This is a genomic window from Parendozoicomonas sp. Alg238-R29, from assembly GCF_947331445.1.
Taxonomy (GTDB): domain Bacteria; phylum Pseudomonadota; class Gammaproteobacteria; order Pseudomonadales; family Endozoicomonadaceae; genus Sansalvadorimonas.
On record NZ_CAMZOG010000005.1, the window covers coordinates 57,488 to 69,527 of the forward strand.

Annotated in this window: 9 protein-coding genes; 4 read left to right on the plus strand and 5 right to left on the minus strand. The window is 49.4% G+C overall.

Annotated features, from left to right (window positions below; all coding sequences use genetic code 11):
• Positions 1–6: 6 nt before the first annotated feature.
• From speA to QMA35_RS02210, 5 genes are all read right to left on the minus strand, one after another.
• Entirely contained in the window at positions 7–1,926 is a 1,920-nt protein-coding gene (speA, locus tag QMA35_RS02190; protein WP_281645494.1) for a biosynthetic arginine decarboxylase, read from the minus strand.
• Positions 1,927–2,114: 188 nt separating this feature from the next.
• Complete coding sequence (locus QMA35_RS02195; protein ID WP_281645495.1) at positions 2,115–2,855, minus strand: YciK family oxidoreductase; 741 nt, start codon at positions 2,853–2,855, stop codon at positions 2,115–2,117.
• 98 nt (positions 2,856–2,953) lie between these two features.
• Complete coding sequence (locus QMA35_RS02200; protein WP_281645496.1) at positions 2,954–3,664, minus strand: HAD-IA family hydrolase; 711 nt, start codon at positions 3,662–3,664, stop codon at positions 2,954–2,956.
• Between the two features lie 108 nt (positions 3,665–3,772).
• A complete protein-coding gene (gene ubiG, locus QMA35_RS02205; RefSeq protein ID WP_281645497.1) occupies positions 3,773–4,525 on the minus strand; it encodes a bifunctional 2-polyprenyl-6-hydroxyphenol methylase/3-demethylubiquinol 3-O-methyltransferase UbiG in 753 nt (250 codons plus the stop codon).
• Positions 4,526–4,535: 10 nt separating this feature from the next.
• Positions 4,536–5,894, minus strand: a complete 1,359-nt coding sequence (locus QMA35_RS02210) for a TRZ/ATZ family hydrolase (RefSeq protein WP_281645498.1) — start codon at positions 5,892–5,894, stop codon at positions 4,536–4,538.
• Between the two features lie 284 nt (positions 5,895–6,178).
• Between QMA35_RS02210 and gyrA the strand changes: the two genes are divergently transcribed.
• The 4 genes from gyrA (at position 6,179) to pheA (ending at position 12,028) form a co-directional block, all read left to right on the plus strand.
• A complete protein-coding gene (gene gyrA, locus QMA35_RS02215) occupies positions 6,179–8,806 on the plus strand; it encodes a DNA gyrase subunit A (RefSeq protein WP_281645499.1) in 2,628 nt (875 codons plus the stop codon).
• Between the two features lie 235 nt (positions 8,807–9,041).
• Positions 9,042–9,512 carry a thioredoxin-dependent thiol peroxidase gene (bcp, locus tag QMA35_RS02220; RefSeq protein ID WP_281645500.1) on the plus strand — a complete coding sequence of 157 codons (471 nt, stop codon included), beginning with the start codon at positions 9,042–9,044 and terminating at the stop codon, positions 9,510–9,512.
• A gap of 251 nt (positions 9,513–9,763) precedes the next feature.
• The gene (gene serC / locus QMA35_RS02225; RefSeq protein WP_281645501.1) at positions 9,764–10,849 is read left to right on the plus strand and encodes a 3-phosphoserine/phosphohydroxythreonine transaminase; all 1,086 of its coding nucleotides are present in this window, start codon (positions 9,764–9,766) and stop codon (positions 10,847–10,849) included.
• Positions 10,850–10,924: 75 nt separating this feature from the next.
• The gene (gene pheA, locus QMA35_RS02230; protein ID WP_281645502.1) at positions 10,925–12,028 is read left to right on the plus strand and encodes a prephenate dehydratase; all 1,104 of its coding nucleotides are present in this window, start codon (positions 10,925–10,927) and stop codon (positions 12,026–12,028) included.
• The last annotated feature ends 12 nt before the right edge of the window (positions 12,029–12,040 follow it).

Below are 12,040 nucleotides of genomic sequence, written 5' to 3' on the forward strand. Positions count from 1 at the left end.
TGAAGGTTATTTCTCATAGTAGGTATAGCCTTGCATGCTGGCATTGAAGGTTTTCATCATGTTCTGCCGTTCTCTGGCAGTAATTCGACCTTCCTTTACGGCTTGTTCTGCGGTGTTGCGGAATTGCAGATACATCTCTTTCGGCTGGTATTCCACATAGCTCAACACGTCTGCGATGGTGTCACCGTGAATTTCTTTGACGAAGTCATAAGTGCCATCGCTGTTTAAGCGCACACTGACGACATTGGTGTCTCCAAACAAATTATGAAGATCACCAAGAGTTTCCTGATAAGCACCGATCAGGAAAACACCTAAGTAATACTCTTCATTTTTTTTGAGTGAGTGGAGTGGGAGCGTTTGTGCAGAGCCTTCCCAGGGATCAATAAAGCGATCAATCTTGCCATCGCAGTCACAGGTGATATCTGCAAGCACAGCCTGTCGGTCAGGCTCTTCATTCAACCTGTGAACAGGAATAATCGGGAATAACTGATCAATGGCCCAGATATCCGGCAAAGACTGGAACAGACTGAAGTTGCCGTAGTAAATATCAGACAACGAAACTTTTAACCCTTCAAGATCGGCTGGAATGCGTTTCATGTCATCCAGCATGGCTGCAATGCGTTGGAGGATTTCCAGAAACAGGTTCTCGGCAATGGAGCGGTTTCGTAAATCAAGCTGCCCCTGTTTAAAGAGTTCTCTGATTTCCTGTCGATGGAAATGGGCATCATTGAAACATTCCTGCGCTCGCTCTGGAGTGAGGTATTCAAAGATTTCCCGCATTTTCTCCAGCTGGGGATGTTCATGATCCGAGGCGCAAAGAGCCTTTTCCGGTTCAAATGACGTGACATCAAGAATATTGAACAACAGTACAGAACCATAGGCGACGGTGGCGCGGCCAGACTCGGTTACAATTGTCGGGTGAGCTATATCGTACTGATCAAAAGTGGTTTTCAGGGTGTCGACTATATCTTCGCAATACTCTTCGAGGCTGTAGTTGCGACTCTGCCCATCATTGCTTTTTGCGCCAGTGTAATCCACAGCCAGGCCGCCACCCAGATCAATATGAGTCAGGGCTGCACCTTCGTTAACCAGATCGGTATAGTATCTGCAGGCCTCGACAATACCGCTGCGAATATCGCGAATGTTCGGGATTTGTGAACCAAGATGGCAGTGAAGAAGTTGCAGACAGTGCAACATGTTTTCTTTTTTCAACAGGTCGACAGCAGCTATCAGCTGGGTACTGGTCAGCCCGAAAACACTGCGATCACCGCTGGTAGAATTCCAGTGGCCACTGACTTGACTTGTCATTTTGGCACGTACGCCGATCATGGGTTCCACCCCAAGGGCGCGGCTTCGTTCAATGATGATAGGAAGTTCGGCAGGAGTCTCAACCACAAAGAAACAGTCGAAGCCCAGTTTAATGGCATTAAGACCAAGCTCAACAAACTCGGCATCTTTGTAACCGTTACAAATAATCAGGCTGCCGGGGTCACGCAAAGTGGCAAGTACAGCAATCATTTCTGGTTTGCTGCCCACTTCAAAACCATGATTAAATCGAGCACCGAAAGCAGCAATCTCCTCCACAACCTGAGCCTGCTGGTTGACCTTTATTGGGTAAACGCCACGATAGTGGTTGTTATAACCAACCTCGCAGATCGCTTTACGAAAGGCTTCATTTAATCGAAAAAGTTGTGCATCCAGAATGTTCTCGATTCTGAGAAGCACAGGCATCTGCAAGTCCCGTTCAGCCATTTCTTCGATGATATTCAGAAGGGGGACTTCGGTGTTCAAGGTTTTCGCTGTGACTTCACCGCGACTGTTGAGGCCGAAATAGTCGTTGCTCCAACGGTGAATGCCATACAGCTCTTCTGCTTTAGCTATATCCCAGGAGGTATTTTGATGCTTGGGAGAGGATCTCTTTTCCAAATAATCGCCCTCAATTGGCAGTGGTTGCCTGTTGTATTTATTGGTGGACTTGGTGTTGTCGTTACGCCCAAATCGGAGCGCAATTCTGCTTGAAAAATTACCTGGGAGGCAAGAAAGAAAATGTTAAAAAATCCCCCACTATTTATAACAGGGGATTATGGGGAATCAGTATTTTGCAGGGGTTAATATTATTGGGCTTTTAAAGTTTGGCCGTTAATTTCTCTGCTGTCGCTGCCCATCAAGTATAGATACAGAGGCATGATTTCTTCGGGGGTTTTCAGTGTCTCTGGGTCTTCGGCGGGATAAGCACTGGCTCTCATGGCTGTGCGTGTCGCTCCGGGATTGATGGCATTGGATCGTACTTTGCTCAGACCGTCTTCTTCGTCGGCTAAAACCTGCATCAAGCCTTCAGTAGCGAACTTTGAAATGCTGTAGGCTCCCCAATGTGCCCGACCTTTGCTACCAACGCTGGAGCTGGTGAAAACAACAGACGCTTCAGGTGCTTCTCTTAACAAGGGGATCAGCTCTCGGGTTAACAGAAATTCTGCATTGACATTCACCTGCATGACACGCTGCCAGGTGTCAGGATCATACTGAAAGAGTGGCCCAAGGCGTCCGAGTAAACTGGCGTTATGAAGTAAACCATCGAGGCAGCCAAACTCTTCGGCAATGGTGCTGGCCACTTCCTGATAATCATGGAAGGTTGCCGTTTCAAGGTTCAGGGGAACAATCGCTGGTTGTGGGTAACCTGCCTGTTCAATTTTGTCGTAGACTTTTTCCAGTTTCTCGGTGGTTCGTCCGAGTAGGATAACTGTTGCTCCGTGCTTTGCGTATGTAAGTGCCGCAGTGCGACCAATTCCATCGCCAGCACCTGTGACCAGAATTACCCGGTTTTCCAGAAGGTTTTCTGGTGCCTGATAGTCAAACATGGTCAGTTTCCTTAATTGACTGCAAAGAGCCGCCTTTATAAATGGTTATGATAAGGCGGCAGGTGTTTAGTAAGCGTTACACGATTGTGTTCGTCGGGTTACCCGGGCAGATTCCAATCACATTCATCCAGCCATTCCAGAAGGCCCTGAGGGGACTCGGTATTATAGTCGGCCTGCCATGTGTCTGGATCATCTTCTGGGGCAATAAAGCCGTAAAGCGCCGTAACGGTCACCATGCCAGCAGAGTGACCCGCCTGAATATCCCGCTCATGATCGCCAATATAAACACAGGTGGAGGGATCACAGCTAAGGATGTCGGAAGCCTGCCACAGGGATTCCGGGTCTGGCTTGCTCTTTTTCACATCATCCGGGCAAACCAGTACGCTACACCGTTCACTCAGACCGAGCTGATCCAGCAATGGTAGAGTTAAAGGTCTGGGCTTGTTGGTGACAATGCCCCAGGGAAGCCCTCTGGCCTCAATAGCAGCGAGCAATGGTTCAATACCTTCGAAAAGAACGGCTGGTTTTTTTCGCTGGGGATTGGCGGTATGTGTTTCGTAGTTCACCAGCAGGCGGTTGCGCAAGGTGTCAAAACCAGGTTCGTTGGGCTGTAAACCGTAACCGAGAGTAATGAGGCCACGGGAACCGTTAGAGACATTGGCGCGAATTACCTCGGCGGGCAATGGCTGATAGTTGTCCTCACGCAGCATGGTGTTGAGGGTGTGGACGAAATCCTCTGAGGTGTCGAGAAGTGTGCCGTCCAGGTCAAATAGTACCGCCTGGATTTCACTCTTCAGGCTGCCTTCCATTGTTGTCATTCCTGTGGTTTTGGCTTGAATATGTTTTGAGTGAGTGGCTTTCGAGTACTGTTATCGGAAGCCACTCATTTATTGTTTTATAGGAATCGCCAACCAGCTTCAAGCGCCGGTGTCAGTATCCGCAGGAAGAGTGGTATGAATCATATAATTCACATCCAAATCTCTTTCTTGTAGCCAGTAACGCTTGGTTAAAGGGTTATAAAGCAGACCGGTAGAGTGATGTACGTCCAGTTCGGCCTTACGACACCAGCTGGTTAACTCATGGGGGCGAATAAACTTCTTGAAGTCATGAGTGCCTTTCGGCAACAGGTTCAAAATATATTCCGCACCGGCAATGGCAAACAGCCAGGCTTTTGGATTACGGTTAATGGTGGAGAAGAAAACATGGCCTCCCGGCTTCACCAGCTTGGCACAGGCAGCAATAACCTTTGATGGATCTGGAACGTGCTCCAGCATCTCTAAGCAGGTTACAACGTCAAAGCTGGCCGGCTGGTCTTCTGCCAGTTGCTCAGCGGTGATCTGCTGGTAATTCACTTCAACACCACTTTCCAATCCGTGAAGTCGGGCGACGGAAAGAGGTGCTTCCCCCATATCAATGCCGGTAACTTTAGCACCCCGGCGAGCCATAGACTCACTGAGAATGCCACCGCCACAGCCAACATCCAGAACGGTTTTTCCTGCCAGCCCTGCACGTTGGTCAATGTAGTCCAGTCTAAGCGGATTGATCTGGTGCAGTGGGCGGAACTCACTGTTCTGATCCCACCAGCGGCTGGCCAGAGCCTCAAACTTGGCTATTTCCTGATGGTCAACATTGCCCTGGTGGCCAGAATTGTTTTTGTGTCCTTCAGTCATGTCTTTCTGCTTATCCCTGACGGCTTGCGGATATACGTTTCTGCCATTCACCGGCACGTTGTTTCAGCCAGGCTTCGTCCAGTGTAGTAAGATGGCGGTCTTCCATCAGCACTTTACCGTTTACCCAAACGTGAGTGAACTGGTTGCGATTGGCGGTGTAAATTAGTTGAGAAACTGGGTTGTATACGGGCAGGTTTTCTAGCTCATTCATGGCGATAGCTGCGATATCAGCCTGCTTACCAACTTCAAGGCTACCGGTCTGGTTTTCAATGCCCATGGCCCGGGCGCCATTAATTGTGGCAGCTTCAAGTGCTCCCCATGCGCTGAGAGCGGTTGCATCTTGACCAACGGCTTTGGCGAGAAGTGATGCTGTACGGGTTTCGCCAAGCATGTCGAGATCGTTGTTGCTGGCGCAGCCGTCGGTACCAATGGCCACGTTAATACCAGCCTGTTGAAGCCGGGCGATAGGACTAAAGCCGCTGGCAAGTTTCAGGTTGGATTCCGGGCAGTGAAGAACGCTGCAGCCATTTTGGGCAATCAACTGGATTTCCGCCTCGTTCAGTTGCGTCATATGAGTGCACTGAAGGCGGGGAGAAAGGAATCCGAGATCGGCCAGTCGGCGCAGAGGGCGCATACCTGTTTTTTCAACGGCTTCGCTGACTTCCAGGGCGCTTTCGTGGATGTGCATCTGCACGTTAACATCCAGTTGCTCAGACAGAGTAATAATTTCTTTTATTGGACCGTCGCTGACAGAGTATGGCGCGTGGGGACCAAAGCCCACCAGAATACTGTCTTGATTACGAAACAGGTCGACGACTTCCAGACCTTTGTAAATATAGTTGGCTGCGTCTTTCGCCCAATTGGTGGGGAAGTCCAGTACCGGAAACACCAGCTGGCAGCGCATGCCACCTTCCAGTGCAGCGTGGCCAGCGGCATCCGGGTAAAAGTAGTTATCACTGAATGTTGTGGTGCCGCCGCGAATCATTTCTGCCATGGCCAGGCGCGTACCATCGTGAACAAAATCTTCGTTTACAAACTGACCTTCAGCAGGCCAGATGTGATCATTTAACCATTCCATAATGGGCAGGTCATCAGACATGCCCCGGAACAGACTCATGGCGGCATGGCCGTGGGTGTTGATGAAGCCGGGTATCAGTGCGTGGTCACTGAGAGTCTGGGTATTATCCGCAGACCATTGAATTTTTGCTTCCGATGTTGGCAATATGGCGGCAATCTGTCCATTCACTACGGCCAGAGAGTGGTCTTCCAGAATGGCTTTGGAGCCATCCACGGTGATAATCCAGCGTGCATGAATCAGGGTATCCGCATGCTGTTTCTCATGGTTGTTGTTTATTGCTGAGGTGGTCATTTGTCATATCCACATTCTGGCTTTTTCCGAGTATACCTGAATCAAGCGCGCAGCGAGCAGGTGTGAAGCGGGAAAGATATCGTTTTATTGCCGGAAGTGTTTGAATAGCAAGCAGATAGATTGAGTAGGTACCCCCTGATTGTGGTATGATTTACCGCTTTGCAGTTGGATGTCGCAGTAGCAGACAAAACGCTGGGCATATTTAGGCGTTTAATACCGTGGTAACCCCGTGAGCGCGGGACGCTCCGGGTGACGATAGGCTTTTCAAGGATTTTTAGGCACTTATGGTAGATACAGCAAACCAAATTCTACCGGTCAACATCGAAGACGAACTCAAGCAGTCATACCTTGACTATGCGATGAGCGTTATCGTGGGCCGGGCATTGCCGGATGTGCGTGACGGTCTCAAACCGGTTCATAGGCGCGTGCTGTTCGCCATGAACGAGCTTTCCAACGATTGGAATAAGCCCTACAAGAAGTCTGCTCGTGTTGTTGGTGATGTGATCGGTAAATATCACCCTCATGGTGACTCTGCGGTTTACGACACCATTGTCCGTATGGCTCAGGATTTCTCTCTGCGCTATCCGCTGGTGGATGGTCAGGGGAACTTCGGTTCCATTGATGGTGACTCTGCCGCTGCCATGCGTTATACCGAAATACGGATGAAGAAAATCAGCCATGATCTACTGGCTGATCTCGACAAGGAAACTGTCGACTATGTGCCCAACTACGATGGCACTGAGCAGATTCCAGCTGTTATGCCAACCCGAATCCCTAATCTGCTAGTGAACGGTGGTGCCGGTATCGCGGTGGGAATGGCAACAAATATTCCCCCTCATAACCTGACAGAAGTTGTGAGCGGCTGTCTGCATCTGCTGGATAATCCGGATGCAGATATTGATGACTTGATGGGATTCATTCCCGGTCCGGATTTCCCGACCTCTGCCATCATCAATGGCAAGGCGGGTATTCTGCAGGCTTATCGCACTGGTCGAGGCCGTATCTGGATTCGTTCCCGTGCAGAAGTTATCCCTGATCCCAAGAAGAATCGTGAAATTATTATTATTCACGAACTGCCTTATCAGGTGAACAAAGCCCGGTTGATTGAGAAGATTGCCGAGCTGGTTAAAGAGAAAAAGATTGAAGGCATCAGCGAAATCCGTGATGAGTCCGATAAGGACGGTTTACGGGTTGTTATTGAGCTGCGCCGTGGCGAGGTGGGTGAGGTTGTTCTGAACAACCTTTACGCTCAGACTCAGCTGGAAACAGTTTTCGGTATCAATATGGTGGCGCTGGTTGATGGTCGCCCCCAAACGCTGAATCTTAAGCAGATGCTGGAAGCGTTTGTTCGTCATCGTCGAGAAGTTGTTACTCGTCGTACGGTTTACGAACTGCGCAAAGCCCGTGAACGTGGGCATACATTGGAAGGTCTGGCTGTTGCACTTTCCAATATTGATCCAGTTATTGAAACCATTAAAAAGTCTCAGACTTCCGCAGAAGCTAAAGACGCATTGATGGCTCAGGCCTGGGATGCAGGTTTGGTTCTGGGCATGCTTGAAAAGGCGGGCAGCGATTCCTGTCGTCCGGATGATCTGCCTTCCGCTTACGGTATTGATGGCGATAAGTATCGTCTGTCTCCGCAGCAGGCTCAGGCTATTCTGGAAATGCGTTTGCATCGCTTGACCGGTCTTGAGCATGAGAAGCTGTTGACTGAGTACCGTGAACTGCTGGATAGAATCGCCGAGCTGGTGCTGATTCTTTCTGACTCTGCCCGCTTGATGGAAGTGATTCGTGAGGAGCTGGAAGCTGTTGTTGAGGAGTATGGCGATGAACGTCGTACGGAAATCACAACGTCCCGCCGTGATCTTACAGTTGAAGACCTGATCACCGAAGAGGATATGGTGGTGACCCTGTCGCGTACAGGTTACGCCAAAACTGTACCTCTCAGCGAGTATCAGGCTCAGAAGCGTGGTGGTAGGGGTAAGAGTTCCGGGTCGCTGAAAGAAGAAGATTGCGTTGAACATATGCTGGTGGCGAATACTCATACCCAGCTGTTGCTGTTCTCCAGTAAGGGTAAGGTTTACTGGCGCAAGGTTTATGAAATTCCTGTGGCTTCCCGTACTGCTCGTGGTCGTCCGATTATTAATATCCTGCCCCTTGATGAAGGTGAGCGTATTACCGCGATGCTGCCGGTGGCGGAATACAGTGAAGATAAGTTTGTTGTCTTTGCAACGGCTTGCGGAACGGTTAAGAAAACTGCTCTGCAGGCATACTCGCGTCCGCTGTCGTCTGGTATCCGGGCTATCAATCTTGTGGAAGGTGATGAGCTGATAGGCGTGTCTTTGTGTGAGGCGGGTCGTGAAATTATGTTGTTCAGTGATGCAGGTAAGGTTGTTCGCTTTACTGAAGACCTTGTTCGTCCAATGGGTCGTGTTTCCACCGGTGTGCGGGGTATCAGGTTGCAGGAGGGTCAGGAGGTTGTATCCCTGATTGTTCCTGAGGGCGATGGCCCTGTTTTGACTGCGACGGCTAACGGCTTTGGTAAGCGAACCAGTCTTGACGAGTACCCAACGAAAGGGCGTGCGACTCAAGGTGTTGTATCCATCAAAGTGACTGAGCGAAATGGCTCAGTGATTGGTGCGGTACAGGTGAGTGAAGAGGATGACATTATCCTGATTTCTGATCAGGGTACTCTGGTCCGCACCCGTGCGGCTGAAGTCTCCATGGTTGGCCGGAATACACAAGGTGTACGCCTGATTCGGGTTTCCGAAGGCGAGCAGCTTGTGGGTCTTGAGCAGGTTGAGGAGATAGAGGAAGTAGAGGGAGAGCAGGCTGAAGATGATGCTGTAACCGAAGCTTCTGTAGAGCCTCAGCAGAGTGTTGATGGCTCAGAGGATGTTCAAGACTCTTAAATAGCAGTATTTGAAATTGATAGGGCGGGGTGTCGAAAGGTGTCCCGCCTTTTTTGTGGCTGGTTTTTGCTGTTCCTTGTTGGGGGTAGGGAGTGTTAGTGCTTGATATCGAAATGCGCACCAGTGGTCTGGGGCGTTGTTAAATTATCTGCCTTTTTTCAAGTAAAGCATCATATAATTCTTCTTCGTGCAGGCTCGCCCGGGTTGGGGTGGGCCATAAGATCCAGGAGTAGAAATGATAAGAACACTTCAGGCTGGTGATAAGGCTCCCGCATTTTCTTTGCAAAACCAGAATGGTGAAGCCGTAAATCTATCGGATTTTTCTGGTGGTAGGGTTCTTGTTTATTTCTACCCTAAGGCGTTAACTCCTGGTTGTGTTACCCAGGCATGCAGTTTGACGGAAAGTCGACCTGAGTTGGATGATCTTGGTGTGCAGGTTCTGGGTATAAGTCCTGATCCTGTTAAAAAACTGAAAAGTTTTGAAGAGAAAAAGGCGCTGAATATTACTCTGCTGTCTGATGAAGATCATGTTGTTGCAGGTCAGTTTGGCGTCTGGGGTGAGAAAAAGTTTATGGGGCGTGTATTTGACGGTATTCACCGGATCAGTTTTCTGGTAGATGAAAAAGGTTGTATTGAGCACGTCTTCAATAAGTTCAAGACCAAAAATCATCATGAGGTGGTGTTGGCTTATCTAAAAGGTGAATAAGCATTTTTAAGTACTGAAAAAGGCGAATCGTTTCGCCTTTTTTTTATTTTGGGTAAATGTTGCTGATTAAGAGGTGAAATAGACGTTGATTGCCTGTTTTTATGAGGGTGGGTCGTATCGTCATTTCGGTGTTTTCTATACAATGCAGAAAGGTTAGGGGTGGGTGTCAGGTGTTGAGTCTCTGACTGCGGCTGATGTTGGTTTGTGTCCTCGAATGAAACCAAATTTTTAAAGGTAATGGTCTGAGAAAAATGGCGAGAGTTCATAACTTCTGTGCTGGACCTGCGGCTCTGCCTCAGGAGGTTCTTGAGCAAGCCCGGGATGAAATGCTGGACTGGCAGGGGCGCGGACTGTCAGTTATGGAAACCAGTCATCGTACTCCCGAGTTTATGGCGGTCGCTGCAGCCGCAGAGCAGGACCTGAGAGAGTTGCTGGCAATTCCTGATAATTATCGTGTGTTGTTTATGCAGGGCGGAGCAACTCTGCAGTTTGCCATGGTGCCGTTTAACCTGATGGGTAGTTCCGGTAAGGCGGACTATATCAATACTGGTCATTGGTCGACGAAAGCGATTAAAGAAGGTCGCCGCTTTGGTGATGTGAATGTTGCGGCCAGTAGCGAAGATAGCGGCTTTATGACTGTGCCTGACCGGGCGAACTGGCAGCTCGACCCTGAGGCTGCTTATGTGCATTACACTCCCAATGAAACGATTGGCGGTTTGGAATATGACTTTATTCCGGATGTTGGTGATGTGCCGCTGGTTGCGGATATGTCTTCCAATATTCTGTCCCGTCCTCTGGATGTCAGCCGTTATGGCGTGATTTACGCTGGAGCGCAGAAGAATATCGGCCCTGCTGGTTTAACCATTGTTATTGTGCGCGATGATTTGTTAGGTAAAGCTGTGGACGTTTGTCCAACGCTGATGAACTACCAGAATGTTGCTGATAATGACTCCATGCTGAACACTCCACCAACTTTTGGCGTGTATCTGGCGGGGCTGGTGTTTAAGTGGCTGAAAGGCAATGGGGGGCTGGAAGTCATAGAAAAAGTCAATCTACGCAAGGCCGCTAAGCTTTATCAGGCTATAGATAACAGCACGTTCTACAGTAATCCGGTTGATCCCCGTTACCGCTCCATTATGAATGTGCCTTTCCGTCTGGCGGATGACAACTTGAATGCTGAGTTTCTCAGTCAGGCAGCAAATAATCAGCTGGTTAATCTAAAAGGGCATCGGATTGTCGGCGGTATGCGAGCCAGTATTTACAATGCGGTCCAGGAAGACTCTGTTGATGCGTTGCTGGAGTTTATGGCGGATTTTGAGAAGAAATATTCCAAGTGATTTCTGTCAAAAAAATCAGGTGTTAACAGTCAGCCGCTGGAAATAATGAGCGGTCAGTAAAAGGTGTCGCTTACCATGAGTACACAAGATAAGGATCAGGAAAACCCACTGGACGGATTGCGCCAGCGGATTGATCAGCTGGATGCATCCATTATGCAGCTGATCAGTGAGCGTGCCAGTGTTGCCCAGAAAGTCGCTGAGGTGAAGCAGGCAGCGAGTGGTGAGGCTGTGTTTTACCGCCCTGAGCGTGAAGCTCAGGTGCTTCGTTCGATTATGAGTAAAAACAGTGGGCCTCTGGATGATGAAGAGATGGCTCGCCTGTTTCGGGAAATTATGTCAGCCTGTTTGGCGCTGGAGCAGCCTGTTCGGGTGGCTTATCTAGGGCCTGAAGGAACATTTACCCAGCAGGCAGCTCTGAAGCATTTTGGCCATTCTGCGGTCAGTGTGCCAATGAGTGCTATTGATGAAGTGTTTCGTGAAGTCGAGGCGGGCGCTGTGAATTATGGTGTTGTGCCGGTTGAAAACTCTTCAGAAGGAGTGGTCAATCACACCCTTGATACCTTTGTGAATTCTTCTTTGCAGATTTGTGGGGAAGTTGTACTGCGTATTCATCATCATCTTCTCTGTGGCGAAAATACCCGCAAAGACAAAATTACCCGAGTGTATTCCCATGCGCAGTCACTGGCTCAGTGTCGTAAGTGGCTCGATGCCCACCTGCCCATGGTTGAAAAAGTTGCGGTCAGCAGTAATGCAGAAGCTGCTCGTCGAGTGCGTGGTGAGTGGAATGCGGCGGCTATTGCTGGAGATATGGCGGCGGAGCTGTACGACCTTGAGGTAGTGGCAGAAAAAATCGAAGACGAACCGGATAACTCTACCCGTTTCCTGATTATTGGTAATGAGCAGGTGTCGGTCAGCGGTGAGGATAAAACGTCTGTTGTCGTCTCTATGCGCAATAAGCCTGGTAGCCTGCACCGGCTCCTGGCGCCGTTCCACTGTTACGATATTGACCTGACCCGTATTGAAACCCGTCCTGCTCGCAGTGGTAACTGGAACTATGTGTTCTTTGTTGATTTCACCGGCCACAAAGATGACCCCAAGGTCCAGTACGTTTTGCGAGAAGTGGAAGGCTTAGCGGCAGAGTTGAAAATTCTGGGGTCCTACCCCAAGGGTGTGTTGTAGTTTTTGCCCAAA

Coding starts and splice junctions, on each gene's coding strand:
- bcp (WP_281645500.1), top strand. CDS start 9,042: ATGATAAGAACACTTCAGGCTGGTGATAAGGCTCCCGCATTTTCTTTG.
- QMA35_RS02200 (WP_281645496.1), bottom strand. CDS start 3,664: ATGGAAGGCAGCCTGAAGAGTGAAATCCAGGCGGTACTATTTGACCTG.
- pheA (WP_281645502.1), top strand. CDS start 10,925: ATGAGTACACAAGATAAGGATCAGGAAAACCCACTGGACGGATTGCGC.
- ubiG (WP_281645497.1), bottom strand. CDS start 4,525: ATGACTGAAGGACACAAAAACAATTCTGGCCACCAGGGCAATGTTGAC.
- gyrA (WP_281645499.1), top strand. CDS start 6,179: ATGGTAGATACAGCAAACCAAATTCTACCGGTCAACATCGAAGACGAA.
- QMA35_RS02210 (WP_281645498.1), bottom strand. CDS start 5,894: ATGACCACCTCAGCAATAAACAACAACCATGAGAAACAGCATGCGGAT.
- serC (WP_281645501.1), top strand. CDS start 9,764: ATGGCGAGAGTTCATAACTTCTGTGCTGGACCTGCGGCTCTGCCTCAG.
- QMA35_RS02195 (WP_281645495.1), bottom strand. CDS start 2,855: ATGTTTGACTATCAGGCACCAGAAAACCTTCTGGAAAACCGGGTAATT.